The 25925-nt window shown below is 37.4% G+C and carries 29 protein-coding genes and 2 pseudogenes; 13 read left to right on the top strand and 18 right to left on the bottom strand.

The window, feature by feature from the left end; translation table 11 throughout:
• Positions 1 to 37: 37 nt before the first annotated feature.
• Positions 38 to 454, bottom strand: coding sequence for a nuclear transport factor 2 family protein (locus C3V44_RS04155; protein ID WP_106095640.1), 417 nt, complete (start codon positions 452 to 454; stop codon positions 38 to 40).
• 134 nt (positions 455 to 588) lie between these two features.
• On the opposite strand from C3V44_RS04155, the gene C3V44_RS04150 reads away from it, so the two are divergent.
• Positions 589 to 912: a helix-turn-helix domain-containing protein gene (locus C3V44_RS04150; protein ID WP_106095639.1), complete on the top strand. Its 324-nt coding sequence runs from the start codon at positions 589 to 591 to the stop codon at positions 910 to 912.
• A 68-nt stretch (positions 913 to 980) separates the two neighbouring features.
• Here the strand turns inward: C3V44_RS04150 and C3V44_RS04145 are convergent, their stop codons facing one another.
• A complete protein-coding gene (locus C3V44_RS04145; RefSeq protein ID WP_106095638.1) occupies positions 981 to 1526 on the bottom strand; it encodes an NAD(P)H-dependent oxidoreductase in 546 nt (181 codons plus the stop codon).
• Positions 1527 to 1620: 94 nt separating this feature from the next.
• Between C3V44_RS04145 and C3V44_RS04140 the strand changes: the two are divergent.
• A pseudogene (locus C3V44_RS04140) lies at positions 1621 to 1997 on the top strand (winged helix-turn-helix transcriptional regulator).
• Positions 1998 to 2126: 129 nt separating this feature from the next.
• Here the strand turns inward: C3V44_RS04140 and C3V44_RS04135 are convergent.
• The 9 genes from C3V44_RS04135 to C3V44_RS04095 form a co-directional block, all read right to left on the bottom strand.
• Complete coding sequence (locus C3V44_RS04135; RefSeq protein WP_106095636.1) at positions 2127 to 2576, bottom strand: MarR family winged helix-turn-helix transcriptional regulator; 450 nt, start codon at positions 2574 to 2576, stop codon at positions 2127 to 2129.
• Positions 2551 to 3003 (bottom strand): EVE domain-containing protein, encoded by a 453-nt coding sequence (locus C3V44_RS04130; RefSeq protein WP_106095635.1) that lies wholly within the window; start codon positions 3001 to 3003, stop codon positions 2551 to 2553. Before C3V44_RS04130 ends, C3V44_RS04135 begins: the two co-directional genes overlap by 26 nt.
• Before the next feature lie 62 nt (positions 3004 to 3065).
• Positions 3066 to 3620: an NAD(P)H-dependent oxidoreductase gene (locus tag C3V44_RS04125; protein ID WP_106095634.1), complete on the bottom strand. Its 555-nt coding sequence runs from the start codon at positions 3618 to 3620 to the stop codon at positions 3066 to 3068.
• Positions 3621 to 3788: 168 nt separating this feature from the next.
• Positions 3789 to 4475, bottom strand: coding sequence for a LytTR family DNA-binding domain-containing protein (locus tag C3V44_RS04120; protein ID WP_106095633.1), 687 nt, complete (start codon positions 4473 to 4475; stop codon positions 3789 to 3791).
• A complete protein-coding gene (locus tag C3V44_RS04115) occupies positions 4472 to 5551 on the bottom strand; it encodes a sensor histidine kinase (RefSeq protein ID WP_106095632.1) in 1080 nt (359 codons plus the stop codon). The genes C3V44_RS04120 and C3V44_RS04115 overlap by 4 nt, the downstream gene beginning before the upstream one ends.
• A 49-nt stretch (positions 5552 to 5600) precedes the next feature.
• Positions 5601 to 6542 (bottom strand): DUF6268 family outer membrane beta-barrel protein, encoded by a 942-nt coding sequence (locus tag C3V44_RS04110; protein WP_106095631.1) that lies wholly within the window; start codon positions 6540 to 6542, stop codon positions 5601 to 5603.
• A gap of 126 nt (positions 6543 to 6668) precedes the next feature.
• The gene (locus C3V44_RS04105) at positions 6669 to 7307 is read right to left on the bottom strand and encodes an NAD(P)H-binding protein (RefSeq protein ID WP_106095630.1); all 639 of its coding nucleotides are present in this window, start codon (positions 7305 to 7307) and stop codon (positions 6669 to 6671) included.
• A 46-nt stretch (positions 7308 to 7353) separates the two neighbouring features.
• Entirely contained in the window at positions 7354 to 7701 is a 348-nt protein-coding gene (locus C3V44_RS04100) for a hypothetical protein (protein ID WP_106095629.1), read from the bottom strand.
• A 554-nt stretch (positions 7702 to 8255) separates the two neighbouring features.
• Positions 8256 to 8840 (bottom strand): NUDIX hydrolase, encoded by a 585-nt coding sequence (locus tag C3V44_RS04095; protein ID WP_106095628.1) that lies wholly within the window; start codon positions 8838 to 8840, stop codon positions 8256 to 8258.
• A 5-nt stretch (positions 8841 to 8845) separates the two neighbouring features.
• Between C3V44_RS04095 and pyrE the strand changes: the two genes are divergently transcribed.
• A complete protein-coding gene (pyrE, locus tag C3V44_RS04090; RefSeq protein WP_106095627.1) occupies positions 8846 to 9487 on the top strand; it encodes an orotate phosphoribosyltransferase in 642 nt (213 codons plus the stop codon).
• A gap of 18 nt (positions 9488 to 9505) precedes the next feature.
• Positions 9506 to 10225, top strand: coding sequence for a carboxypeptidase-like regulatory domain-containing protein (locus tag C3V44_RS04085; RefSeq protein WP_106095626.1), 720 nt, complete (start codon positions 9506 to 9508; stop codon positions 10223 to 10225).
• 50 nt (positions 10226 to 10275) lie between these two features.
• On the opposite strand, the gene ftsH is transcribed toward C3V44_RS04085, so the two are convergent.
• From ftsH to C3V44_RS04050, 7 genes are all read right to left on the bottom strand, one after another.
• On the bottom strand, positions 10276 to 12231 hold the full coding sequence (gene ftsH / locus C3V44_RS04080; protein WP_009419393.1) for an ATP-dependent zinc metalloprotease FtsH: 1956 nt from the start codon (positions 12229 to 12231) through the stop codon (positions 10276 to 10278).
• 4 nt (positions 12232 to 12235) lie between these two features.
• Entirely contained in the window at positions 12236 to 12607 is a 372-nt protein-coding gene (gene rsfS, locus C3V44_RS04075; RefSeq protein WP_106095625.1) for a ribosome silencing factor, read from the bottom strand.
• Positions 12608 to 12992: 385 nt separating this feature from the next.
• On the bottom strand, positions 12993 to 14858 hold the full coding sequence (locus C3V44_RS04070; protein ID WP_106095624.1) for a hypothetical protein: 1866 nt from the start codon (positions 14856 to 14858) through the stop codon (positions 12993 to 12995).
• Positions 14855 to 15289 carry a nucleoside deaminase gene (locus C3V44_RS04065; protein ID WP_106095623.1) on the bottom strand — a complete coding sequence of 145 codons (435 nt, stop codon included), beginning with the start codon at positions 15287 to 15289 and terminating at the stop codon, positions 14855 to 14857. The genes C3V44_RS04070 and C3V44_RS04065 overlap by 4 nt, the downstream gene beginning before the upstream one ends.
• Positions 15290 to 15361: 72 nt before the next feature.
• Complete coding sequence (locus C3V44_RS04060) at positions 15362 to 15757, bottom strand: DUF937 domain-containing protein (RefSeq protein ID WP_106095622.1); 396 nt, start codon at positions 15755 to 15757, stop codon at positions 15362 to 15364.
• Positions 15758 to 15764: 7 nt separating this feature from the next.
• Complete coding sequence (locus tag C3V44_RS04055; RefSeq protein ID WP_009421560.1) at positions 15765 to 16724, bottom strand: D-2-hydroxyacid dehydrogenase; 960 nt, start codon at positions 16722 to 16724, stop codon at positions 15765 to 15767.
• Between the two features lie 50 nt (positions 16725 to 16774).
• Positions 16775 to 17458: a cell division ATP-binding protein FtsE gene (locus tag C3V44_RS04050; RefSeq protein WP_106095621.1), complete on the bottom strand. Its 684-nt coding sequence runs from the start codon at positions 17456 to 17458 to the stop codon at positions 16775 to 16777.
• A gap of 642 nt (positions 17459 to 18100) precedes the next feature.
• Between C3V44_RS04050 and C3V44_RS04045 the strand changes: the two genes are divergently transcribed.
• The 9 genes and pseudogenes from C3V44_RS04045 to C3V44_RS04010 all read left to right on the top strand — a co-directional run bounded on the left by C3V44_RS04045 (position 18101) and on the right by C3V44_RS04010 (position 25889).
• Positions 18101 to 19624, top strand: coding sequence for a hypothetical protein (locus tag C3V44_RS04045; protein WP_106095620.1), 1524 nt, complete (start codon positions 18101 to 18103; stop codon positions 19622 to 19624).
• Between the two features lie 13 nt (positions 19625 to 19637).
• Complete coding sequence (locus C3V44_RS12570; RefSeq protein WP_371411828.1) at positions 19638 to 20021, top strand: hypothetical protein; 384 nt, start codon at positions 19638 to 19640, stop codon at positions 20019 to 20021.
• A gap of 32 nt (positions 20022 to 20053) precedes the next feature.
• Positions 20054 to 20614, top strand: a complete 561-nt coding sequence (locus C3V44_RS12565) for a hypothetical protein (protein ID WP_371411827.1) — start codon at positions 20054 to 20056, stop codon at positions 20612 to 20614.
• Positions 20532 to 21377 (top strand): hypothetical protein, encoded by an 846-nt coding sequence (locus C3V44_RS04035; RefSeq protein ID WP_106096621.1) that lies wholly within the window; start codon positions 20532 to 20534, stop codon positions 21375 to 21377. The genes C3V44_RS12565 and C3V44_RS04035 overlap by 83 nt, the downstream gene beginning before the upstream one ends.
• 32 nt (positions 21378 to 21409) lie before the next feature.
• On the top strand, positions 21410 to 22318 hold the full coding sequence (locus tag C3V44_RS04030) for a hypothetical protein (protein ID WP_106095619.1): 909 nt from the start codon (positions 21410 to 21412) through the stop codon (positions 22316 to 22318).
• Positions 22315 to 23229, top strand: a complete 915-nt coding sequence (locus C3V44_RS04025; RefSeq protein ID WP_254425469.1) for a hypothetical protein — start codon at positions 22315 to 22317, stop codon at positions 23227 to 23229. The genes C3V44_RS04030 and C3V44_RS04025 overlap by 4 nt, the downstream gene beginning before the upstream one ends.
• Before the next feature lie 41 nt (positions 23230 to 23270).
• A pseudogene (locus C3V44_RS04020) lies at positions 23271 to 24121 on the top strand (hypothetical protein).
• Complete coding sequence (locus C3V44_RS04015) at positions 24118 to 25023, top strand: hypothetical protein (RefSeq protein ID WP_106095617.1); 906 nt, start codon at positions 24118 to 24120, stop codon at positions 25021 to 25023. The pseudogene C3V44_RS04020 and the gene C3V44_RS04015 overlap by 4 nt, the downstream one beginning before the upstream one ends.
• Entirely contained in the window at positions 25020 to 25889 is an 870-nt protein-coding gene (locus C3V44_RS04010; RefSeq protein ID WP_106095616.1) for a hypothetical protein, read from the top strand. The genes C3V44_RS04015 and C3V44_RS04010 overlap by 4 nt, the downstream gene beginning before the upstream one ends.
• Positions 25890 to 25925: the final 36 nt, after the last annotated feature.

Genomic DNA, 25925 nt, shown 5'->3' with positions numbered 1-25925 from the left:
ATCCCCGCTCATAGTATGCTCTACGAGCGGGGAAATATTATTTTTGTTGGTTAGATAACCTGAGGGCTTCTGTCCAAAAAGCGTCTTCTTCGTCTATGTGTTCAGAGAATAACCAAACCTCTTGTATTTTGTCGTTCTCTACCCGATAGAGATCAATACCTCTCATTCGCATACTTTTGTCAAAAGCAAAGACCTCAAAAGCGACGGCAGCAGCTACCAAAGGGTCGTTTTCGGTGATATAATCGATTTGGTCAATAGCAAAAGTGCCTCCACTGAGTTGCGACATTCTTCCCAAATGAGAGAATACAGCCTCTTTACCTTTGTAACTACCTGAAAGAGCCCCTTTCCCTGGTTGATGCCATACTAAGTCATCGGCTAATAAACTGCCTACTTTCTCAAAATCTCCTTTAGCTAAGGAGATATAAAACTGATGTACAATTTCTGTTTTTGTCATTTTTATATGAATTTTTCTTTGTTATTTCACCGCAAAATTATACCTTTGTATCCAAGCACACAAGTACTTACGAGAAAGTAAGCACCTTACAAAAAAGTTAGAATTACTCAGTATCAAATAGAAAAAATATTGCGATGGACGAAAAAAATATTAACAAAGACTGTCCTGTATGGCGAACAATGCAAATAATGGGAAGCAAATGGGCAATGCTTATACTGTTTCATCTCAGTCAGCACACACATCGTTATGGAGAACTAAAGCGTGCCATTCCACAAGTGAGTGAAAAAGTACTCAATGAAGAACTAAAAACGCTCTGTACTCATCAATTGGTAGCAAAAGTAAGTTATCCAGAAGTACCCCCGCGAGTGGAGTATTCCCTTACAGATTTAGGTAAAGAAGCCTTGCCTATCATAGAAGCGATTATCCGTTTTGGAAATGACCACTTGAAGAGTAACTAATAAAAACCCTCCCCACTCGTAGTATTTCCTACTAATGGGGAGGGTGTTTTCTTATCCTAATTTGCGTGTTATTTCAGCGAAGAAAGAAATGCTAACAATCGTTGGGCTTGCGCTTTGGCTTTTGCTTCTATATCTTCTTTGGTATAGCCTGCATTTACTGATGTCCCGTGAAAATATAGAGGCTCTACATACTTCATCTGCGCATAATAAGCCGTTTGTGCTAAATTCTTACAGAACTCGTATACTTTGAAATGGTGTTCTCCCAAAGTGTGATATTCACTTTCGGGTGCCCCAACGGTAAAACTTGGGATAAAATATTTCCCTTTGAGCTTATCTCCTTGTGAACCATAAGCAAACTGATACGTGAAAACCTCATCAAACCAATGCTTGAGTATCGCTGGCATATTATACCAATAAAAAGGATATTGAAAGATAACCTCTCGATGCTTGAGTAAGGCTTCTTGCTCCGCTTTTACATCTATTTGAAAGGTAGGGTATAGCGCTGATAAATTTCTGATTTCAAAATCTATATCGCTACGAGAAAGCTCCTCTATGATAGCCTTATTGGCTATCGATTGGTCAAAATGGGGGTGTGCTAAAATTACTAATGCCATATCGAAATTATTTTTTAATTTTGGCGCAAAATTATAGTACAACTTTCAATCTGGCAATAACTATCTAAATAGATACTTTATAATTTCAACTATTATGGAAACAAAAATAGAGTGTACTGCCCCAGCGTTCGCTTAGGAGAAAAAACCTATCCTTGCACCATTGCCGTAGCGATGGATTTGATAGAAGGAAAATGGAAAGCTGTGATTTTGTACCACCTTAAAGAAGGTGAAAAACGATTTAGCGAACTGAGAAAAGACCTCTATTCGGTAACCGAAACTACGCTGAGTATCCAGCTAAAACAATTGGAAAACAACGAGCTTATTTCTAAAGTTGTCTATGGCGAAAAACCTCCTTTGGTGGCTATCTATTCACTCACCGACTTAGGGAAATCTTTTTTGCCTATACTCGATGCCCTTACCCAATGGGGAAATAAAATTGTACTTGAAAAAGGAACTTTCCTAATGGAATAAAACACAATTATTAATTTCCAAATTTTCTAATTGCTCAATTGTTCTCCGCTCCCTTCTTCAAAGCATTCACTCCATTAATACCCAAAGGGGAAACCTATATAAAGGATAGCAAGGAGCAAAACAATTCTGCTAATTCGTCAAAAGTTTGTGCAGTTGAACGTTGAACGAGGGCTGTTCGGTTGCCAAAATACTGAAAAATTCATCGTCGAAAGCCTCGACCTTAGCGACAGCTTGTGCGATGAGTTCTGCACCTTTATCGGTGATAGCAACTACTTTGGCGCGGGTGTCGGTCTTGTGCTCTTCCCTTGTGATGAAGTCTTTGCTCTGCAAAGTGCGCACCACTTGCGAGGTAGTCATTGGGTCTATCTTGGTGAAATTTGCCAAAGATACCTGCGTTATTTCCTTTCCTTGTTGGGCAAACCACTGGGCACTCGCCAAGAGTACAAACTGAGGGTGTGTGAGGTCAAAAGGTTGCAACACTTTTTTGATTCCGCGTTGCCATAACATACTTACCTGCCAAAGTAAAAGCCCTGAGCTTTCTTCGGCTCTTAAACTAAAAATTGAGGGCTGAGAGGTCATTGTGTAACATTTTAGAGGCTATAAGTTTAAAATCGTTCTCGGATATTTCCAAAATACCAAATCGAAAAGGATATCCCCACGCTTTTTTGTTGGGGATAAATTCCAATAGCTCAATAAGGTCGGCTATGGGCGTTTCTTCGCAGTCTACAAAAGTAATATTTCTCCTAAACGGACAGAAATTTTCACTCATCTGAAAGGCATAGACTTCCTCGTCTTTTACTCTGCCAATAGCTGTGAAGGCTTGGCATTTGTCTTCTTTTCCAAAATAGCGTTTGGAAGAGTAATAGAGAATACCGTCTCCCTCCTGCATACGCTTCAAAGGCTGTGCTTTGCCGTGGCAGGCTTGGGCAAAGCCTCCCGCAACGCCCATTTGTACGTGGTCTTTGCTCGCCACGATAATCCAATATTTGATAGGTCTCTTTTTCATTTATAAATGGAATAAAAACCGTGTGACACACTGCCACACGGCGATTTTTGTCAATTGCAAATTTAGCTTAATTCTTTGATTTGCGCAACCAATTGAGCGGCGTGATCTTTGGCTCTTTGTTGTAGGGTTGTAAGCACTTCTTCGGGCATTACTTCTGGGATGTACTTCATTCCGTAAGAGATTACAGGCTCTTGGAATAGCAGTTTGCAGTGATTGGCAGTTTGGCGGTGAATGTTGAGAAAATCGGTAAACGGATAGTTCTGTGCGCCACCGTGTTGATAAGCCTCTTCAGGTGCTCCGGTGGTGAAAGAAAGGATGAGTTTCTTGCCCATCAGCTTGTTGTTGCCATAAGCAAAGCCGTGTGAAAATACGTTGTCTAACCATTTTTTCAACAAGGCGGGAAGTGAATACCAATTCACAGGGAACTGCCATACAATTACATCTGCTTTTACAAGTTTAGCTTGTTCGGCAGTTACATCAATTTGATAGTTAGGATAAAGGGCTTGCAAGTTACTTACTTCAGCCTCAGGGAGCAAGCGTTTTACTTCTTCTAAAATAGCCTTATTGGCGTTAGACGTTTCCATAGTAGGATGCCCGTTGATAATTAAAACTTTCATATATAATTTAAATTTACTTCTTTATTCGGGCGCAAAGGTAATATGTTTTTACATAATAAGCAAACTTACTATATATTATTTTATAAATATTTTTTTAAGGTGTAGGTATTACGATGAGTTGGGGATATAAAAAATCCCCGCCGGTAGATTTCTCTACTAATGGGGAAGTTATAATTTGCTCATCACCTCATACGCCCTGCCAATAGGAATTTCTGTCTCACCTATATACACAAATTGGTGGGTGTAAGAAGTAATGTGCTGGATATTCACTACATAACTCTTATTAACGCGTACAAATACCGAATCGGGGAGCTGGCTGTGTATGTTTTTGAGATTAATCCACGTGATGTAGCGGTCGGTGAAGGTGTGGATAATCACGTAATCTTTCAATGCTTCTATATATAGGATATCGTTATGAGGAATGCGGTAATTGCGTCTATTGGCGCGGATACTGATGTATTGCGTATCGGTAGCTTCAAAGTCGGTTTTCTGCTGCGAGAGCAGTTGGAGATAACTTTCGGCTTTGGCAACGGCTTTTTTAAATCGTTCGGGAGTAATAGGCTTTACTAAATAGTCGAGGGCATCTACTTCATAGCTGTCTAAGGCATATTGGCTGTAGGCGGTAGTAAAGATAACCAAAGTATGTTCAGGTAAGGTTTTGGCAAACTCCAAGCCGTTTACCCCAGGCATCTCTATATCCAAAAAGAGTAAGTGCACTTCGTTCTTTTTCAGAAAGTCGGCGATGCCTACAGTGTTTTTGAAGGTGCCCACTACATTCAAATGGCTGTATTGCCTGATGAGGCGCTCCATACCGATACGCGCTAAGGGTTCATCGTCTATTATCAAACAATTCATAGTTGTAGAACTAAGGTTACTATATATTCTTGTGGTAGAGCTTCTTGCAACAGCTTAAAACGGTCGCCATAGAGCAGTTCTAACCGCCGGCGGAGGTTAGTTAATCCTATACCGCTGAATTTTTGTTGAGGATTAGGTTGCAAAGATACGGAATTGCGCACAGAAAAGTGTAACCATCCCTCTTTTTGTTCACATTTCATATAGATATAAGTAGGTGCAAGGGCATCAATACTGTGTTTTACTGCATTTTCAGCTAAGATAAGCAGTATATTAGGAGGCAGTTGTATGCCTTGTATATTCTTTTCGTTGTAGGTAATCTCATAAGTAAAATCATCACGGCGCATTGCTTCCAAAGAGAGAAAATCGGTGAGAAAACGCAATTCAGAAGAGAGAAAAACTCGTTCTTCGTGCGATTGGTAGAGCAAATGCCGCAGGAAATCGGATAATTTTGTGAGGGTGTACGAAGCTTTTTCGGGGTCGATATACAACAATGTGTTGATACTATTGAGCATATTGAACAAAAAGTGTGGTTGTATCTGGCTACGGAGGGCTTGTAGCTCACTTTTGGCAGCTTGTTGTTCTAATTCTTGCATCTTTTCGGTGCTCTTTATCCACAATTGGAATATTTTTATGAGTGTGGATAGCATTATAAAGGGCAATAAACTCAATAATGAAAAGATAAATAGGGTAGGAATGGGCAGTGCCATTGCTTTTTTTAGGTCTTCACTGATAATATACTCTCTCCATATAACGGCATTTAGGTAGTAGGTAATCACTTGACAGATGAAAAGTATTCCTATAAGGCTAAAGGTGTAAGTAACAAGTTTTCCTCTAAACAAAAAGCGCGGAATAAGCACATAGATATTTAAGTAAAAAGCTGCTGTGATAATCATACATCTCTCTATCCAATCCAAGTGGTCAACAAAGCCTTTGTACGCTCCCCATTCTTTAGTGATTAGGAAAAACAATAGCAATGATACACAGGCAGTTATATGCCTATAGATACGATATCTATCGGCAATAAGGAACTGTAAGAAGAGATTGTTTTTTAGAAAAATATAGGGATTTTCGTTCATAGTTTCTATTTGGTAAAGTCTTACCTTTTTAGATTTTTGAAGCCTGTTATTAGTTTCCTCCGATTGTAATCCCTGCCGAAAGGTAAAAAGCAGGGTTAAACTGACTGGAGCGAGAAGTGCCATCTTCATTTTTGGCTTCAGACTTGAACATCGCAGAGAGTTTACGCTCTTGGTATACACCCGAACGCAAAAAGTTAGCCCCTACTATAATAGGAATACTTAGGTGTTTACCAATTTTAAATTCAGGTTGCAAGCCTGTGATGATATTCTGTTGGGTGAAAGTTTCCTTTCGTCCGTTACGTTTTAAGTAAGCGGCATAACCTCCCACATTAGCAACTAATTTCAGATTGAAGCGCTCGCTAAAGTTATACCCAAAAGCAATTTTTGCACCATCGATAGAAGCAGCTTCTATGGTGAATTTGTCGGCAAAACCGCCTTTATATTTAACATAAAGGGCAGGGAACACCATAGGGTAGCCAAAGGTGTTATTAAGGGCAGCACCTCCCCCTATTTCTAAGTTGGATTTCCAGTGCCATATAAACACTACAGCGCCATTTGCTACTACATTTTCACCTATATAAATAGACGAAAGACGATTTTCGGGGGTATAGCTTCCTGCACCAAGTGCCATAAGCATAGACCAACGTGTTTTTAAAGGGCGGAGATGAATAGCGCTCACGCCGAGGTTCATTACCTCTGAAGGTAGTTCTTTCCCGATAGGAAAGTTGTGGTTGTTCATCTTTACAAAAGTGCCGTTAAGCCCTACACCCCATACGGTAGGTCGCTGGTAAGGGTCGTCTTCCTCAGGGAGTTTCATCGAGAGGGGCACCAAAGCTCCCACAGAGTAAATCATAGCCGAGCCATCGCCTATATTGCTGTCGCTTACTGCATCGTAGAACTTGGAATTGCTTATATACTCCGTTTTTACACTGATTTGCGCTGAAACACCTGCTACAAAGAGCAGTGCTATAAAAGTTATCGTCTCTTTCACTATAATAAAAATTTAAGTATTACAGTGGCAAAAGTACAGAAAAAAGAATTGTTAGAAGAAAAAGAATTGTTTTTCTATACCAAAAGCGGGAATTGTTAGACTAATTTGAGGCTGTTGACCAATTTATTATAGCTCAAAAATTTTATTTAAAGCAAAGGTAAAAGTTCCTTTAGGGGAGTTGTATACCGCTGATAGCATTTTTTCGGCTAATATTTCGGTAGGCATAGGGCGATACCGCTTGAAAAGTCCTATTTTGTTGAGGAAATGAATAGCTTTTACTGAGAAGTTCTCAGCGCCTCTATCGCTATTAGAGCGGATGAGTATAGAGGGTTGGAAGATGAGCAGGCTTGGGAAACCAAGTGCCTTGATAGCGTCCTCTAACTGTCCTTTCATACGGTTGTAGAACACTTTAGACTGTGCATTAGCCATTGCTGCCGAGACGAGTACAAAAGTAGGTACTCCATTGGCTTTACACTGCTGTGCGAAGTGATATTGATAATCGTAATCCACGCGCCATTGAGCTTCTTTGCTACCTGCAACGGCTAAGGTGGTACCCAAACAAGAGAAAGCTACATCGCCGTGCAACAAATCTGCCCACGCCTCAGGGGTATCGAAATTGACCACGTGAGCGTGTAGCTTGGGGTGAGTGAGGGCTAAAGGTTTGCGCACGAAGCAATGCACCTCGCTATAAGTGTCGTCAGCTAAAAGTTGTGTTACTAAATCTTTTCCAGTGGCGCCTGTAGCGCCGATGATAAGGGCTTTCATTATTTTTTTGTCTGTTAAGTCTTTTTTATAATGAGTTATTAATCTATTAATTAGTTTCTTTTTCGTATTTGCCTCCGTGAAAGTATTCGTAAGCACTCACTTCCAATTCCCCGCAATCAGAAATAAGGCACCCTTCTTCATCGTATATACTATAAACTTGCTGTATGTTGCCTATGGGGCATTCACCGTCTAAGCCTAATAGCACGCTATAAAACACATCGTTCAACAATAGGTCAATCACTGCTTCTAATTGTTCTTTTTGAGTACTGCTCAGTGCCATTTCTTTTATTTTGGTATTTACAGCTGAAGGATAGTCTGGTTGTACCTGAAAGCACGACTTTAAAAAATTTAGCTTTTCAATATAAAAATTCTTTGCAAATTCGTCTGAGGTCATAATGTTAATTTGTTAATTAGCTGATATGTCTATTTGTTCGGTTTCTCCAAAAATGTATTTAGCAAAGTGTCGTTGTAAAGTCATAAAAATTGATTAATAAAATTAAATGACGCAAAGATGCCAAAATTGTGTGTGATGTTATTATTATACCATATAGAAATTGTCTTTTACTCTTAGCAGTTGGTAATCTTATTCCCCACTTGACGGAAGAAGAATTGGTTACCGACTTTTCCCGAAAACCCTTTTGTTAGGGAGTCGTTCTTTGTTTTCGCCATAGTTTTCTTAGAGTTTAGAGGTCAGGTTTTAGAATTTAGATTAGTGATACAAAGGTAAGGATAAATTTTCAATTAACCATTAACAATTAACTGTTTGATATAGTGATTGTATTCCAGTGGTATTCGCTATAACTTCGCTTAGTGTTCTGGGTAGAGCCACTGTAGAGCCACTGTAGAGCCACTAAAGATTCGGTATAGCTTCGGTGTAGCTTCGGTGTAGGTAGTAATAAAAAGGACACGAGCGTTTTGCTCACACCAGCTTGTGAGAGAGATTCTTTGCTAATTGAATAGCTTCTGAATATTCTTATACGAATCCTTCACCAACTCGCGTACCTCTGCCTCGTCTTTCCAACACGCTTTTTCTATATCTTCTTCGGTTTGAGGTACCAATTTCTTCTTAAAGGTAGTAGTCATATCATACCAATAGGTCTCTTTCAAAAAATATTGTCCATCGCGTTTGAATATGTGATAAGTAATCATTCGGAAGCGCTGGATAAGCAGTTTTTTAACACCTGTTTCTTCCTCTACCTCACGCAAAGCACAAGTAGCGATATTTTCGCCTTTTTCTTTCTTTCCTTTGGGCAAATCCCACTTGCCGTGACGCTTAATCATCAGTACTTTTCCATCTTGATTATACACAATGCCACCCCCTGCTTTTATGGTAGGAATAAGTTGCTTAAATTTCTTCATAAGTTTTTCTTCCTTAGGGTGATATAAGTAGATTTTTTCTACCTCTTTTCGCTTGAGTTCCTCCAAGATAACATCAAGAGTAACATCTTTTATTGGAAAACATTTGACGTTCTCAATATTTTCTCGTACATTTGTCAAAATAATCGACTTTTCGTCTAAAAATATTTCATACATAACCTATGATTTTAGATAGTATTACGGCACAAAATACCGCTGAATTTTTATTGCAAATTAACGCAATTAAATTGAATTCTGAAAATTATTTTACTTGGGCGAGCGGTTGGAAGTCACCAATTTATTGCGATAACCGTATAATTCTCTCATTTCCAGAGGTTCGTTCGTACTTTGCAAGCGTATTGGCAAGAGGCATAAAAGAGAAATTTCCCGAAGTACAAGTTATTGCAGGGGTAGCTACGGGGGCTATTGGCATCGGTATGTTGGTAGCTAATGCACTCCAATTGCCTTTCGTGTATGTGCGTCCTGAACCTAAAAAACACGGCAGACAAAACCAAATTGAAGGTTTTTTGCGCCCTGAACAAAAGGTAGTAGTGGTAGAAGACCTGATAAGTACCGGAATGAGTAGCCTTAATGCGGTAAAAGCCCTACGCGATAGTGGTGCTGAGGTATTGGGAATGATAGCCCTTTTCTCTTACAATTTTGATGTAGCCAATGAGCGTTTTACCAAGGAAAAGGTACCGCTTTACACTGCTGGCGATTACGACAGTCTATTAGAAAAAGCCCTACTTTTTGGTCGTATCAAAAAAGAAGATTTAGAGATGCTCCAGCAATGGCGCAAAAGTCCGGATACTTGGAAACAGTAAAATATTCATAGTAATTTTATGAAATATCTAACAATTATATGGTTGTTTTTTAGTGTAGGAGTCTTTGCACAAAAACAAGTGCGTGGTAGAGTGGTGCGTGATACAATACCTTTGTCAGGAGCTCACGTGATGAATCTTTATACCAATGCTGTTACTACTACTGATGCCAATGGTTATTTTACACTAAAAGCAAGTGAACGTAATACTTTGCAAATTACTTTTGTAGGAATGCAAACTGTTTATCACACTCTTACAAAAGCTGATTTTGGTTTCGGAGGAGTTTTAATACATATGAAAGAACAGGTCAATCAGCTTGATGAAGTTGAAGTATCAAAATATCAAGGGGTTTCTGCTCAAAGGTTAGGTATTTTACAACATACTCCTGTAGAGCGTACTTTTGCTGAAAAACGGTTGTATAGTGCTACTCATAGTGCAGGAGGAAATTTATTAAGCATTGATTTACTCATTAATACTATAAGTGGACGAAAGAAGCTCTTAAAGAAAATTGTAGCTAATGAACAGAACTTAGCTGTCGCTAACTATATACGTGAAAATATGAAAGTCTTTCTACAAAAAGAACTCAAACTAAACGAAGAGGAAATAGACGTTTTAGCCTATTATGTAATGGAGAGAAGCGAGTTCCACGATCTTGTAAGGAAGAAGGAAAATAAGCAAATGGAGTTTATGCTTATAGAGGCGTGGGGTGAGTACCAAAGATTAGCAAAAGCAGAAAAATAAAGAATAAAAAAGATGTATCAAAGAGAATTGATACATCTTTTTTATTGTAATTACGATACAACTTCTGAGGATTTATCTTCTTCCTCAATAATATCGTGAGGGTCTTTAAACTTACGCTTACCAAAGATATTTTCAAGATCTTCGCGGAAGATTACTTCACGTTCTAAGAGCAAGTTTGCCAAAGTAGTAAGCTTATCCTTATTCTCAGTGAGAATATCAATAGCACGCTGATATTGTTCTTCTATAATCTTGGAAATCTCTTCATCTATTAGGTGTGCTGTTTTCTCACTATAAGGTTTGGTAAAACTATAATCAGCTTGGGCTGAATCGTAATAAGTAAGGTTACCTATCTTGTCATTAAGCCCATAAATGGTTACCATTGCACGCGCTTGTTTGGTTACCTTCTCAAGGTCGCTGAGAGCACCTGTAGAAATCTTATCGAATATCACTTTCTCTGCAGCTCTACCGCCAAGGGCAGCACACATTTCATCGAGTATCTGTTCAGTACGCACTATTTGGCGTTCTTCTGGCAAATACCAAGCTGCGCCTAACGACTGTCCGCGAGGCACGATAGTTACTTTTACAAGTGGTGCGGCGTGTTCTAAGAGCCAACTTACAGTAGCGTGACCTGCTTCGTGGAAGGCTATCGTCTTGCGTTCTTCGGGAGTAAGGATTTTAGTTTTCTTCTCCAAACCACCTACAATTCTATCCACTGCATCAAGGAATTCTTGTTTGCTTACTGCTGTTTTACCTTTGCGCGCTGCAATAAGGGCTGCTTCATTACATACATTAGCAATATCAGCGCCAGAGAATCCTGGGGTCTGTTTTGCTAAGAAGTCTATATCTAATGTTTCTGCTGTTTTGATAGGACGCAAATGTACTTCAAATATCTGTTTGCGCTCATTTAAGTTAGGAAGCTCCACATAAATCTGACGGTCGAAACGTCCTGCGCGCATTAGTGCTTTATCGAGGATATCAGCGCGGTTAGTGGCTGCCAATACAATAACATTAGTATGTGAACCAAAACCGTCCATCTCGGTAAGGAGTTGGTTGAGAGTATTCTCACGCTCATCATTAGCTCCCGTCATTACATTTTTACCACGAGCACGACCTATAGCATCAATTTCATCAATAAAGATAATACAAGGAGACTTTTCTTTAGCTTGTTTGAAAAGGTCGCGCACACGAGAGGCACCTACCCCTACGAACATCTCTACAAAGTCTGAACCAGAGAGTGAGAAGAAAGGTACTTGGGCTTCACCTGCTACAGCTTTCGCAAGAAGAGTTTTACCTGTACCAGGAGGACCTACTAATAGGGCTCCACGCGGTATTTTACCTCCTAATGAAGTGTATTTATCGGGGTTTTTGAGAAAGTCTACAATCTCTTGTACTTCTTCTTTTGCTCCCTCTAAGCCTGCTACATCTTGAAAAGTTACACGCGTTTCTTTCTTTTCATCGAATACACGCGCCTTAGATTTACCAATGCTGAAGATACCACCAGCTCCTCCGCCTCCTGCCATACGACGCATTACGTAAATCCATAAGCCTATGATGACTATAAAAGGCAAAATAGAGAACAGCAAATCGCCGAAGATGTTTTGCTGGGTTTTGTTCTCACGAGTAGTGCTGAGATTGTTATCTTTTACAATTTGGTCGAATCGGTTTTCGAAATTACTCAAATCGCCTAATTCAAAACGGTATTGGGGTACGTCACCTGCGTTAGCACCTTGCATAAAGGTATTTCCCGTAGGTTTTACCTCTTTGTGCTCTTCTTTTTTAAGAGCATCGGGGGTGAGATATACATTAGCTTCTTTATGGTTTAAGATGATGATTTTGGATACATCACCATTGCTAAGGTATTCTTCAAATTTAGATTGCGGAATCTCTTTGGGTTGTGACCAAAAACTGGCTCCTGAATAATAATTAAAACCTATAAGTATCAGCAGTAATATGGCATATAACCAATAGGCTGAAAAACGAGACCCGTTGCTTTTATTGTCCGACATATTTTTAATAGTTAGTTTCTAAGTTGATAATTTTAGCGTCTCCCCAAAGTCCTTCGAGGTCGTAATGCTCACGTATTTTTGTTTGGAAGATATGCACCACTACATCCACATAATCGATGAGTACCCACTCGGCATTAGCTTCACCTTCTACGTGCCACGGGTGTTGATGACCTTCGGCTTGACTCACTACCTTTTGGATAGCACCAGAGATAGCCGACACTTGGGTATTAGAAGATCCATTGCACAAAATAAAATAATCGCACACGGTATTCTCTACCTCGCGCAAATCCATAATGGTAATATCGGTTCCTTTTACTTTTTCTATACCAGCTATAATATTACTAATAAGCTGATTTGATGATGTTTCCTTATTCAATGTTCTTTATTTTTACAGTTTAAACTTGTTGTATCTCTCTTGAAAGCGCGCAAAGATAAGACATTCCTTTTAGAAAAGCAAAAACATTGCCATTATTCTTCTGTCAGTTAGTTTCAGACATTTTGTCACGTAGTTAAAAATGTGGAGGTGCGAGCCGCACAAGCAAGTGTAATTAGCAAATTAGTAAATTTGATAATTAGCAAATGAGAAATGAAGGGTGAAAAGTTTTTAGAGAAGGGGAATAAGATTGAAAATCAAAGACTATTTGAAGCTAAGACGAATAAAAGACGGTGTGAGTTGCACGGGCAGATGAACGAAGGAAAAACGAACAATCAACGAAGAAATGACGAACAATCAACGAAGAAATGACGAAGAAATGACGAAGTTATCTAAACGATACGATATTAGGTAAGCGTTGAGAAAAGCTGTGTAGCCTGAAATCGTCGTTAGTAACGCCTGTAAATTTGAAGATATTGTTACCTGTACCTGGGATATTAGGATAATACCCAAAGGAGAATTGTATGGCTCCAAAGGGAAAATAGTCGTTGGAGATATAAAAACCTATGGAAACCTTAGAGTATACTTCTGTTTTTAGAAAGGCAGTGTTTTCCCTACCTATAAAACCTATATCGGCTGAGAGAAACGGGCTAAACCTAAAACCTATCAGCTGAAAAGGAGCATATACTTGCGTTTGTGAGGTGAGAATAAGTTTGCGTGTGCCGTATACTTCACGACTATTGAAGCCTAAGATACCATTAGATTCATTTAAGTTGATCCTATCGCGCTGGTATACATTTCGGTTAAAACCTACTACAAATGAGGAGCGCAAGAACTGACGAAAATGCCAATCGCCTATGTCGAACAATTTACTGAAATAGGTACCTTCACCTCTTAGCACAGTTTCTTTGTTCGTGCCATCCTTAAAGAATGTGCCTACCTCAAAGTTGATAGAATGGTAACCACGCTTGGTATAGTTTGCTTCAGCAAAGCCTATACCGAGATAGGGCAAAGTAGCGTAGTTCTTCCGCAGTATCCCTGAGGTGAGAAACAAAGAACGCCCTATTCCTACGTCCTCGATATCGCCGTTGCGAAATATATAGCGGTCTTTCACAAAACCTGTACTATTGAGACTGAATTGGGTGAGATATAGGTTCTCGTTGCCGTAATATTGCTCGGGGTCTATCTCGGGAGAAGGTTTCTCGTAATAATTTATATTGCGAAAACGTCCAGCTATGATAAAGTTATTGATGCGCTTATTTTCTACTTTTCTGAGGGGCTTTACCCAACTACCAAAAGCATCGAAGGTGCGTGTCATTAGGATAGGAATATAGATAGAGTCGCGATAACTAATGCCTTCGTCTTCATATCGATATTCGTAGTACCCTAAGCGCCCCGACCAGCGTGCCAAAGGTGAATACAGCGGTCGCTCTACCTGTATGCTCTTTGAAAAATAGTTCTCGTAATCGGAATAATAACCGGTTCGCACATTGATGTAAGTGTTTTTGATGTTTCTCACCACATAATTAAAGCCTTTACCATTGTTTCCGATTCCTGAAAAGTATTGTTGATAGGTGAGCGAGAGTTCGTGTCCTATCCCAAAGAGATTTTGCTCGGTAAGTCGTGTCCAGCCTCTACTGCCTGCCAAGTCGCCGTCGACGTATATAGACCAGCTATCGAGCACATTCACTTGCACATCTACTGAATCGGAGGTTTGACTCACAGGGATAGCACACACTTGTGCCCTACGGATATACCGCTGATTGCGCAATATACGTTCGGTTTCACTCAGCAAAAGGGTATCTAAGGGCTTGTCTTTTTTAAACAGAAGAAACTTTCGTACCGTGCTTTCGCGGGTTTTCACGTGAAGTGCATTACCCAAACGCTCCAAACGAGTGTTTGGTACTTTGCTTAAATCTCTTTCGTCAAACCCAAAAGGGTCTAAGGTAGTAATAACGATATTTCTAATGATTTTCCCTTGATAAGAAGGGGCTTTTTTAGGAGTAACGGTAGAGGTGCTTGTACCTTCGGATGTCTTTTCCTCAATTATAATAAAGTTATTGAGATTTTTAGTGAGCTTATATTTGCTAAAGAAGTTTTTGATTCTCTCATAAAATACTCTGTTTTTAGCTTCTCTTTCAGGTGAAATGCCTCCCAGTACAGAGTCTCTTACCCTTAAAGTATCTATTTCTTGAGAAAGAAGATAATTCATTCCCAAGAGAAAGAGTGCTATAAGAGTAAAGGTTTTTCTCATTTCCTTTTTTGCTGAAAGAACTGTTTTAACAAGATTGTAGCTTCCTGGCTTAAAATGCCAGTAACTACTTCGGTTTTGGGGTGCAATTTGCCCCCCATTACGCTGTAGCCTCTATGGGTGTCGGGGGCAGCATAGACCAAACGCGATAACTGGCTCCAATACAAAGCACCTGCACACATTGCACAAGGCTCTAACGTGAGGTACATAGTGCAACCTGTGAGGTATTTACCTCCCAAATAGTGAGCTGCCATAGTAATGGCTTGCATTTCGGCGTGCGCTGTCACATCGTTGAGGCGCTCGGTAAGGTTATGGGCTTTGGCGATAATTCTGTTATCAATGGTGATAATGGCTCCTACGGGAATCTCGTCTTCCTCGAAAGCTAATTGTGCTTCTTCTAAAGCCTTTTGCATAAAGTATTCGTCAGTATTCATTGAAATAAAAATTACTTTGGCAAAGTACAAAAACTTTGCCAAAGTAATGTTAAAAATACGGTTATAAGGTAATTATTTATTACCGCCAAAGAGGTTGCCAATACCTCCCATAATATCATCCATTACATTTCCGTCTTTGTTTTTGTCGAAGAAAGAGTTCATCATTTCACTGATGTTACCTCCTTTACCTGAGAAAAAGTTGGATATCATTGGGGTTAAGTTTTCGAAAATCTTGCTTACATTATCCAATGAAACACCTGTTTTCTCACTGATAGCTTTTAAGGTAGACGATTGCCCATCGCCAGTGAGTTTGTTTAAAATCTCACTACCTTCGGCTTTGCCTAGCATCGATTTGAGTGAATCCATTACCGAGCTTACTTTATCGCTACCGATACCTGTTTTCTCGCTCAATCCTTTTACGAGTTGTTGAAGGTTATCACCTCCTAAAAAATCTAACATTCCTGCCATATAATAATTATTTAAATAAGGTTATAATTTGTGAGGCTAACTCAAAGCCTATACGGTTCTGAGCTTCGTTAGTAGCTGCCCCTATGTGTGGGGTAAGCGATACCTGAGGGTGCATTAACACTTGTATAGCGGGGTTGGGTTCGTTTTCAAATACATCTAAACCTGCGAAAGCTACTTTGCCACTATCTAAGGCTTCTATAAGGGCTACTTCATTTAAAGCGCCTCCACGTGCTAAATTGATGACTCCTACACCATCTTTCATCAAGGCAAACTCTTTTGCATCGAGTATATAACCTCCTTCTGCTGGGCTGTTGTTGAGAGTGATAAAATCAGCTTTTGCCAGTAGGTGTTCTTTTTCTACGGTTTTGATAGTGAAAGGCAAGGTTTGTCCGTCGAAAAAGTCGAGGGTTATTACTGCCTCAGTTACTTTGGGGTCGTAAGCCATTACGTTCATACCTAAACCGATAGCAATGCGAGCTACCGCTTGTCCGCTACGTCCGAAACCTATAATGCCTATGGTTTTACCGCGCAATTCGGCACCATTGTTATAGTTTTTTTTGAGTTCGTTAAACTGAGTGTCGCCTTCCAAAGGCATATTGCGGTTGGCATCGTGTAGAAAGCGTACGCCACTGAAAAGGTGAGCAAAAACGAGCTCGGCTACCGAATTAGCCGAAGAGGCTGGGGTATTAATCACGTGTAGGTTTTTGCTTTTGGCGTGTGCCACATCTATATTGTCCATTCCTACGCCTCCTCTACCGATGAGTTTGAGTGACGGACAGCTATCGATGATATCTTTTCGCACTTGTGTGGCTGAACGCACTAAGAGCACATCGATTGCGTGTTTGTTTATATAGTCTATTAATTGGTTTTGAGCTACCTTAGTAGTGATAACTTCAAAACCTTCTTTTTCTAACGCTTCTTTTCCTGAATCGGAAATTCCATCGTTTGCAAGTATCTTTATCGCCATTATATTAATTTAATTAGTAAATTAGTGAATTAGCAAATCGCCAATTTCAATTATACCCTTCTCTGTACAACCTCAAAGATGCGTTCGCCATCGCATTTTAGGGTTTTGGAAGGGAACTTGAGAATGAGGGCATAGTCGTGAGTTGCCATCAGTATGGTTCGTCCCGAGGCGTTGATTTCTTTGAGGACTTGCATTACTTCTACACTGGTCTCGGGGTCTAAGTTACCTGTGGGTTCATCGGCTAAGATGAGTTCGGGGTTGTTGAGCAAGGCACGTGCGATAGCTATGCGTTGTTGTTCGCCTCCTGATAGCTCGTGAGGGAACTTAAAACCTGTATTCTGCATTTTTACTTTTGCAAGTACCTCTTCTATGCGTTGTTGTATTTTTGTTTTATCAGTCCATCCGGTAGCTTTCAGCACAAAAGCGAGATTATCGTGCACGCTTCTATCGGTAAGCAGTTTGAAATCTTGGAATACGACTCCTAGTTTACGGCGGAGCAGAGGGATTTCGTCTTCGGTGAGTTTATTTAGGTTGAAACCTACGACTTTTCCTTTTCCTTTGGTAAGGGGTAAATCGCCGTAGAGCAACTTGATTAAGCTACTCTTTCCTGACCCTGTTTTGCCGATAAGGTACACTAATTCACCTTTTCCAATGGTGAGATTTACATTGGAGAGAATGAGGGTATTCTTTTGATATACTGATACTTCTTTTAAATCTAATACTGGTTCTTCCATTGATATAAGTTCAGTAAGGCAACTATTTTACCTTACAAAATTCCTGCAAAGGTAGAAAAAATATTTGGATGATGGAAATTTTTTGGAGAAAAAGTGAAAAAAGGAGGTTATATAGAAAATAGCCGTAGCGCAGTAGGCGGTCGTAACACGATGGCAGGGAAATGAGAGAATTAGAAAATGAGGAAATGAGAGAATGACGAGTGACAAAGGCCCCCGACCCCCCGAAGGAGGACAAGCTCTAAAAAATGACAACACATATCAGTTTGACAATCAAGGTTTATTTGAAGCTAAAGGGGATGCGAGTCGCACGGGCAGGGGAAATGAGAGAATGAGAAAATGTGAGAATGTGAGTTTATTTGAAATTCTTGGAGAGATATAAGTTAAATTTACAGATTGTAGAGTATTAAAATGTGTTAAATGTTATAGTTTGTGTTATTGAAAAAAATACAATGATTTGACTTAAACTTTGAGTTTTCAGCAATGTTTGGACAAAATGATTAAGAAAAAAATGTTAAAATGAAGGATTTACCCTATTTTTCAGCAAAGTTTGAAGGAGAAACGAAATGTTAAAATTTACTTTTGCCTATTGACTTTTAAAGAAATACATTATACTTTTGGGGCAAAAATAAAAATAAATAAACTATGAGAAAAAGAACTTTCAAATTTGGAATGTTGGCTTTGGTAGCCTTTGCGCTTACTTATTGCCAACGTGAAGATGCCTCTGAGGCACCACAACAAGACCCTGTTCCTACCGTAGACCCACAAGCGGTAGTGAGCTTAAACGAAGCCAAGAGTCTTTTTGAGGCTTCGGAAAACCAGAAACGCACTGCTAACAGTGTAAGCCGTAGGAAGTACCCGTTTATTGAATTAGAAACCGATTGGCGGTATTTTGTGCAAACACAAACGCTCGTAGGCGATGCTTATTCTAAAATACCGGTAACTATAGTAGGTAGTGACTTAAGTGCCGAAATACTTTTTTTGAAGAAAGACGGCATTACCGAACAAACCCTTTTTGTTACTAAGGTAGATAGCCTTACGAGCGATAACCGCATTGTAAATGCTGACTTCTACTTGTTTACCCCCAAAGGAAAATTTATTTCTGCCTACCGAATGAAAGAGGGGGTTATTACCCACGAGTTGGTACCTAAATACAAAGGAAGGTATAGACTTGTAGTGGATACGGAGGCAGCACAGGCAGGTAGAAAAGGAGATGGTCACCATCATTTTGCTATTCGATGTGAATGTGAAACTGAATATGGAGAGGGCGACTGTGATTGTGCTAATAGTGACGGTGGTGGATTAGGTTCAGATGACAATCCTATTCCATTAGAAGAAGTAACAGTTTATGGAAAGCGTAAAAAGCGTATTAATAATTCTTACACTCCTTATCCGTCTTACACCCCTTATACACCTAATAATAATGGTTTTCCCGACCCTGATTCTAAAGAAGATCATCACTCTTATACAGGTGGAGGTTCATATAAAGGAGGGAGTAGTAGTGTAGGAGCCAGTTTGATGCGCTCAGACGGAACTAAAGTAGAAGAAAAGATTATTAATAAATTCACGAACCCTTGTGCTAAAGCTGTTTTAGACCAAGCTAAGACACTGAATAATGAGATTTCTAATATTCTTGGAATGTTTGGTTCAGATGATAATTATAATATAACATTTCATAATGAATCTTTTGCAACAGACTCTCGACATAAAGGTGATGTAGCCTATACTAAATCTTGGGGAAGTACAACTGCAAATACTTTTGAATGTGATGTTTACTTAAATGATGATATCATAAAAGGAGCTTCACAAGAATATGTTTTAGCTACTGTTTACCACGAAGTAATTCACGGCTATTTAAATGCTGAATCATTTTCATTAGAGCAAGAAGCATTTAATAGAAAATATCCTTTTATTAAACAACAATTTCTTTCCATAGGAGGCGAACAAGTTAGAAGATATGTTTTTTTAGATAAACACGAAAGATTTGCGCCTTTTATAGAGCGTTTGGCAAAAGGTATTATGTCTCTTCCTGGCACTAGAATTTCTATGGAAGAAGCCATTGCAATGGCAAAAGCAGGAGTGGTAGAAGATTATTCTTTGTCTGAAAGAGAAAAATATTTAGATGAGCAACAAAAATTGGGAAAAAGTGGAACAACTTGTACCCCTTAAAATCTCATAAGTTATGAAACGTTTATTATTTATATTACTTTTTTGTTCTTGGGCTATAGAAGCCCAAGAACAAAAATATATATTGCTTGATAGTCTTACCGCTAAATATAAGGTAAAACAGTATACACTTGATACTTCACCCTATGGAGCTAAGAATACAATAGAAATGTATAATGTATTTTATGACGGGAATAGTAAAGATGATTGCTATATAGTGCTTTTTTCGGTGCTCCCTGAGCTTGATAGCAAAACAAATTGGGAAAAAATAGACTATAAAACTATTAAAAATAACTTTTTTCCAACAAAAAACATTTTTAGAAGAATTATGCATAAAGTATTCGGAGTATTTTCTAATGAAAATATATATATTAATAAGGTAAAATTAGTCAAAAAATAAAGGGAGAATATTATGCAAGTAAGTATTGTTGGGTGGAAGATTTTTATTGTATAAACGACTCTTTTCCCATACCAATAGCTACAAAAAGTTTTATTCTCAATGTCAATCAGCCTATAACACCTATTGGTGCTTTAAGAGATTTTTTTAGGAAGTTATCTCCTCTTTGTCAGGATTTCCCTTTTGAACAAAATACCGATTCTTTTTGTGGAATCCCCGATTTTCTTAAAAATACTTATCTTTCAAACATAGAAGAAAGGGGAGGGGATATGATATATTGTTTCTACCAATTTTACGAGAATTTACATACGAACATAAGTCGTTTTGGCTATGTTAAAGGGAAAGGAATTGTGGCAGGTGTGTATTTTAATCATTTTATGCCAGGCCCTTTTTTTATTGATAAAACAGGTAATTGGCGTAAACTAAAACGTCTTCCCGAAAATGAACTCCTCTGGGCAGAGGAACTCAAAAAGGAATGGGCTAAAAAGAAGAAGAGAGAAAGAGAATGGGGATATGAAACAGTTAATTTTATATTTATTATTATTTTGTTCTTGTGCCCTCAACGCCCAAGAACAGAAATATATATTCTTGGATAGCCTTACCGCTCATTATCAAGTAAAACACTATACATTACGTCCTCATTCTTTTTATGAAGGAAAAGAAATTGAGATGTACAATGTATTCAATCAGGGAGTTTTCTTTGGTTATAATTATTTAACCCTCATCTCGGTATTACCTGATATGAACAATGCTAACTCTTGGGTAGAAGTCTCTAAGGAAGAGGTCGAAAAAGCTGTTGTTAAGATAGAAGAAGTTCGCAGAAGTAATAAAAATAAATTTTTAAACTCATTCTCTTTAGTAAAAAAAGAAGACGACAAGTATTATAAAGCGAGATGCTGTTTAGTAGAGGTATTTCAATTGATGGATTATTCTTCAAAAGTACACTTGAACGATAGTAACATCATCAATACAAAACAAGATTTTGTTACTTATGCTGAGTTAAAAAAAGAATTGAACAAAGGAACACATATTACTAAATATGCTCAGCCAATGGAAGATAAAGAATCTTTCTTGGATCGTTGTTTTGAAAGTATTTACCTATCGGGTACAGAAAAACGCGGCAAAGATACTGTTTATCTGTTTTGGACGTTCACAGCTTGGAATAATCACTCGGGGTTAGAGGCTTATCATCGTGGCATTGAACGCTTTGCTTATATAGAGGGCAAAGGCATTGTAGCGGGAAGTTATGATTTTTTGTTCGACACTCAAAGTCCGCGTCACTCACATAACAGTGAACCTGCTATAAAAAAAGAAGTAGGTAGAGAGTTAATATGGGCTGAAGAGCTTAAAAAAGAATAAACTGAAAAAGAAAAGGCTAAAAAATAAGGCTTATGAAAAACTTATTTTACTTACTATTATTTTGTTCTTGGGCTGTAGAAGCCCAAGAACAAAAATATATATTGTTAGATAGTTTAACCGCTAACTATCAAGTAAAGAAGTATACTCTTAATACTTCTCCTTATGGTCCTAAAAATACTATCGAAATGTATAATGTATTTTCTCCATATTATGGTGCAAATAAAGGGATTGATTATATAATTTTGTTTTCTGTACTCCCTGACCTCAGTAGTAAAACGAATTGGGAAGTGATAGATTTTGAAAAGATAAAAAACAATCTATTTCCTACAAAAGAAATTTTTAGGAGAGCTGTTTATAAAGTATTTAGTCTTCCTCTCAAGAAAGAAGATGATATTAGTGGGGTGAGATTAGTAAAAAAGGTAAAAGACAAGTATTATGTAGGCAAAATTATTAGAGTAGATGACTTTTATTGTATAGAGGTGCCTCGTGAGATTCAATTAGCTACCAAGAATTTTATACTTAATACCAATCAACCCATAACACCTATTAATGTGTTGAGAAGAGAATACAAAAACTTAAAACCTTTTTTGGAATTTTATTTAGATGATATAATCCTTGTTATGCCTGATATTTTTGAAAATATTTATCTTTCTAGTATAGAGGAGAAATGGGGAGATGTGATGTATTTCTTTTATCAACACTCTGATTATGATAATAGAGGTATTGGTGAGCTTGTTTATATTAAAGATAAAGGAGTTATAGCAGGAGCCTATGGCGATTATTTTTACCCAAGAGGAAAGATTGATAGAACTGGTACTAAAAGGAGTGATTGGGACAAAGTAATTCACGATGGCAGAAAACCTCTTCTTTGGGCTGAAGAGCTCAAAAAAGAATGGGCGGATAAAGAGAAAGAACTTGAAAACTGGAAGAAAGGGAAATGAAACAGTTATTATATCTATTACTTTTTTGTTCTTATGCCATAATGGCACAAGAACAAAAATATATATTGCTTGACAGTCTTACCGCTCACTATAAGGTAAAACACTATACGCTTGATACATCGCCTTATGGACCTAAAAATACTATTGAAATATATAACATTTTTTCATCTTATTACGGATTAAACAAAAATGATGATTATATAGTATTGTTTTCGGTACTTCCAGATCTTAACAGTAAAACAAACTGGGAACTAATAGATTTCGATAAGATAAAGGGCAATCTATTTCCTACTAAAAATATTTTTAGGAGAATTATTTATAAAATATTTGGAGTCTTTTCTGATAAGAGTTTACATATTAATAGGGTAAAATTAGTTAAGAAAATAAATAATAAGTACTATGTAAGTAAAATATGTCGTGTAGATGATTTCTATTGTATGGATTTTCCTCGTGATATGGCTGTAGCTACCAAGAATTTTATTCTTAATACTAATCAACCTATAAAGCCTATAAATGTACTAAAGGAAGATTATAAAAAAGTAATTCCTAACCACCCTTTCCCTTTAGATAAGAAAAATTTAAGTTTTCTTATTCCCGATATTTTTGAAAATACCTATATTTGTAATATAGAAGAAAAATGGGGGGATGTAATGTATTATTTTTATCAATTCTGTGGTTATGATGACAGAGACATTGAAGAACTTGTTTATATTAAAAATAAGGGGATTGTAGCAGGGGCTTATGGTGATTATTTTTATCCAATAGGAAAGATCGATAGAACTGGTACTAAAAGGAGTGATTGGGACAAAGTAATTAACGACGCTAAAAATCGTTTGCTTTGGGCAGAGGAGCTTAAAAAAGAATGGGCAGACAAGAAGAAAGAACTTGAAAATTGGAAGAAAGGAAAATGAAGCAGTTATTATACCTATTACTTTTTTGTTCTTGTGCTGTAATGGCACAAGAACAAAAATATATATTGTTAGATAGTTTAACAGCTAACTATCAAGTAAAGAAGTATACTCTTAATACTTCTCCTTATGGACCTAAAAATACTATTGAAATATATAACATTTTTTCATCTTATTACGGATTAAACAAAAATGATGATTATATAGTGTTGTTTTCGGTACTTCCAGATCTTAACAGTAAAACAAACTGGGAACTAATAGATTTCGATAAAATAAAGGACAATCTATTTCCTACTAAAAATATTTTTAGGAGAATTATTTATAAAATATTTGGAGTCTTTTCTGATAAGAGTTTACATATTAATAGGGTAAAATTAGTTAAGAAAATAAATAATAAGTACTATATAAGTAAAATATGTCGTGTAGATGATTTCTATTGTATGGATTTTCCTCGTGATATGCAAGTAGCAACAAAGGATTTTATTCTCAACACCAATCAGCCAATAAAACCTATAAGTATATTAAAGGAAGATTACAAAAAAGTAATTCCTTATCATCCTTTTCCTTTGGGTAAAGACGAAGGTTTTCTTATTCCTGATGTTTTGGAAGGTACTTATCTTTCGAATATAGAAGAAAAATGGGGAGATATGATGTATTATTTTTATCAATTTTGTGATGATAACTTTATTTATAAATTTGTTTATATCAAAGATAAAGGTATTGTAGCAGGAGCTTATGTTTATTTCTTTTACTCAAAAGGAAAAAGAGATATTTTAGGAGGAGATTGGGAGAAAGTAATTCACGATGGTAGAAAACCTCTTCTTTGGGCTGAAGAGCTTAAAAAGAATGGGCAGACAAGGAGAAAGAACTTGAAAACTGGAAGAAAGGGAAATGAAACAGTTATTATACCTATTACTTTTTTGTTCTTGTACCACTATGGCCCAAGAACAAAAATATATATTGTTAGATAGTTTAACCGCTAACTATCAAGTAAAGAAGTATACTCTTAATACTTCTCCTTATGGACCTAAAAATACTATCGAAATATATAATGTATTTTCTCCATATTATGGTGCAAATAAAGGGATTGATTATATAATTTTGTTTTCTGTACTTCCTGACCTCAGTAGTAAAACGAATTGGGAAGTGATAGATTTTGAAAAGATAAAAAACAATCTGTTTCCTACTAAAAATATTTTTAGGAGAGCTGTTTATAAAGTATTTAGTCTTCCTCTCAGGAAAGAAGATGATATTAGTGGGGTGAGATTAGTAAAAAAGGTAAAAGACAAGTATTATGTAGGCAAAATTATTAGAGTAGATGACTTTTATTGTATAGAGGTGCCTCGTGAGATTCAATTAGCTACCAAGAATTTCATCCTTAATACCAATCAACCTATAGTACCTATTAACGTATTGAAGCAGAAATATAAAGAATTTAAGCCTTTTCAACAATTTTATTTAGATGATATTTTTGTTATACCTGATATTCTTGAAGGTGTTTACCTCTCTAATATAGAAGAAAAATGGGAGGATACTATGTATTTCTTTTATCAATATTCTTATTATGATAATAGAGGTATTGATGAGCTCGTTTATATTAAAGATAAAGGAATTGTGGCAGGAGCCTATGGCGATTATTTTTACCCAATAGGAAAGATCGATAGAACTGGCACTAAAAGGAGTGATTGGGACAAAGTAATTAACGGTGCTAAAAATCGTTTACTTTGGGCAGAGGAGCTTAAAAAAGAATGGGCGGATAAAGAGAAAGAACTTGAAAACTGGAAGAAAGGGAAATGAAACAGTTATTATACCTATTACTTTTTTGTTCTTGTGCTGTAATGGCACAAGAACAAAAATATATACTATTAGATAGCCTCACCGCTAACTATAGGGTAAAACACTATACATTACGCCCTCAATCTTTTTATGAAGGGAAAGAGATTGAGATGTATAACGTTTATAATCAGGGAGTTTCCTTTGGTTATAATTATTTAACTCTCATCTCGGTATTACCTGATATGAACAATGCTAACTCTTGGGTAGAAGTCTCTAAGGAAGAGGTCGAAAAAGCTGTTGTTAAGATAGAAGAAGTTCGCAGAAGTAATAAAAATAAATTCTTTAACTCCTTCTCTTTAGTAAAAAAAGAAGGCGACAAGTATTATAAAGCGAGATGCTGTTTAGTAGAAGTTTTTCAGTTGATGGATTATTCTTCGAAAGTACACTTGAACGATAGTAATATCATCAATACAAAACAAGATTTTGTTACTTATGCTGAGTTAAAAAAAGAATTGAACAAAGGAACACATATTAGTAAATATGCTTCACCGATGGAAGATAAAGAATCTTTCTTGGATAGTTGTTTTGAAAGTATTTACCTATCGGGTACAGAAAAACGGGGCAAAGATACTGTTTATCTGTTTTGGACGTTCACTGCTTGGAATAATCGCTCGGGGTTAGAGGCTTATCATCGTGGCATTGAACGCTTTGCTTATATAGAGGGCAAAGGCATTGTAGCGGGAAGTTATGATTTTTTGTTCGACACTCAAAGTCCGCGTCACTCACATAACAGTGAACCTGCTATAAAAAAAGAAGTAGGTAGAGAGTTAATATGGGCTGAAGAGCTTAAAAAAGAATGGTCTGAAAAGGAGAAGAATAAAAGATAAGCCTATGAAACAGTTATTATACCTATTACTTTTTTG

Source organism: Capnocytophaga sp. oral taxon 864 (genome assembly GCF_002998835.1).
GTDB lineage: Bacteria > Bacteroidota > Bacteroidia > Flavobacteriales > Flavobacteriaceae > Capnocytophaga > Capnocytophaga ochracea.
This window is presented reverse-complemented; position numbering and strand designations above follow the sequence as displayed.

Bases quoted from the DNA above. Each gene is read 5' to 3' on its own strand.
- C3V44_RS04155 (WP_106095640.1), bottom strand. From the start codon at position 454: ATGACAAAAACAGAAATTGTACATCAGTTTTATATCTCCTTAGCTAAA.
- C3V44_RS04150 (WP_106095639.1), top strand. From the start codon at position 589: ATGGACGAAAAAAATATTAACAAAGACTGTCCTGTATGGCGAACAATG.
- C3V44_RS04145 (WP_106095638.1), bottom strand. From the start codon at position 1,526: ATGGCATTAGTAATTTTAGCACACCCCCATTTTGACCAATCGATAGCC.
- C3V44_RS04135 (WP_106095636.1), bottom strand. From the start codon at position 2,576: ATGACCTCTCAGCCCTCAATTTTTAGTTTAAGAGCCGAAGAAAGCTCA.
- C3V44_RS04130 (WP_106095635.1), bottom strand. From the start codon at position 3,003: ATGAAAAAGAGACCTATCAAATATTGGATTATCGTGGCGAGCAAAGAC.
- C3V44_RS04125 (WP_106095634.1), bottom strand. From the start codon at position 3,620: ATGAAAGTTTTAATTATCAACGGGCATCCTACTATGGAAACGTCTAAC.
- C3V44_RS04120 (WP_106095633.1), bottom strand. From the start codon at position 4,475: ATGAATTGTTTGATAATAGACGATGAACCCTTAGCGCGTATCGGTATG.
- C3V44_RS04115 (WP_106095632.1), bottom strand. From the start codon at position 5,551: ATGAACGAAAATCCCTATATTTTTCTAAAAAACAATCTCTTCTTACAG.
- C3V44_RS04105 (WP_106095630.1), bottom strand. From the start codon at position 7,307: ATGAAAGCCCTTATCATCGGCGCTACAGGCGCCACTGGAAAAGATTTA.
- C3V44_RS04100 (WP_106095629.1), bottom strand. From the start codon at position 7,701: ATGACCTCAGACGAATTTGCAAAGAATTTTTATATTGAAAAGCTAAAT.
- C3V44_RS04095 (WP_106095628.1), bottom strand. From the start codon at position 8,840: ATGTATGAAATATTTTTAGACGAAAAGTCGATTATTTTGACAAATGTA.
- pyrE (WP_106095627.1), top strand. From the start codon at position 8,846: ATGATTTTAGATAGTATTACGGCACAAAATACCGCTGAATTTTTATTG.
- C3V44_RS04085 (WP_106095626.1), top strand. From the start codon at position 9,506: ATGAAATATCTAACAATTATATGGTTGTTTTTTAGTGTAGGAGTCTTT.
- ftsH (WP_009419393.1), bottom strand. From the start codon at position 12,231: ATGTCGGACAATAAAAGCAACGGGTCTCGTTTTTCAGCCTATTGGTTA.
- C3V44_RS04070 (WP_106095624.1), bottom strand. From the start codon at position 14,858: ATGAGAAAAACCTTTACTCTTATAGCACTCTTTCTCTTGGGAATGAAT.
- C3V44_RS04065 (WP_106095623.1), bottom strand. From the start codon at position 15,289: ATGAATACTGACGAATACTTTATGCAAAAGGCTTTAGAAGAAGCACAA.
- C3V44_RS04060 (WP_106095622.1), bottom strand. From the start codon at position 15,757: ATGGCAGGAATGTTAGATTTTTTAGGAGGTGATAACCTTCAACAACTC.
- C3V44_RS04055 (WP_009421560.1), bottom strand. From the start codon at position 16,724: ATGGCGATAAAGATACTTGCAAACGATGGAATTTCCGATTCAGGAAAA.
- C3V44_RS04050 (WP_106095621.1), bottom strand. From the start codon at position 17,458: ATGGAAGAACCAGTATTAGATTTAAAAGAAGTATCAGTATATCAAAAG.
- C3V44_RS04045 (WP_106095620.1), top strand. From the start codon at position 18,101: ATGAGAAAAAGAACTTTCAAATTTGGAATGTTGGCTTTGGTAGCCTTT.
- C3V44_RS12570 (WP_371411828.1), top strand. From the start codon at position 19,638: ATGAAACGTTTATTATTTATATTACTTTTTTGTTCTTGGGCTATAGAA.
- C3V44_RS04035 (WP_106096621.1), top strand. From the start codon at position 20,532: ATGAAACAGTTAATTTTATATTTATTATTATTTTGTTCTTGTGCCCTC.
- C3V44_RS04030 (WP_106095619.1), top strand. From the start codon at position 21,410: ATGAAAAACTTATTTTACTTACTATTATTTTGTTCTTGGGCTGTAGAA.
- C3V44_RS04025 (WP_254425469.1), top strand. From the start codon at position 22,315: ATGAAACAGTTATTATATCTATTACTTTTTTGTTCTTATGCCATAATG.
- C3V44_RS04015 (WP_106095617.1), top strand. From the start codon at position 24,118: ATGAAACAGTTATTATACCTATTACTTTTTTGTTCTTGTACCACTATG.
- C3V44_RS04010 (WP_106095616.1), top strand. From the start codon at position 25,020: ATGAAACAGTTATTATACCTATTACTTTTTTGTTCTTGTGCTGTAATG.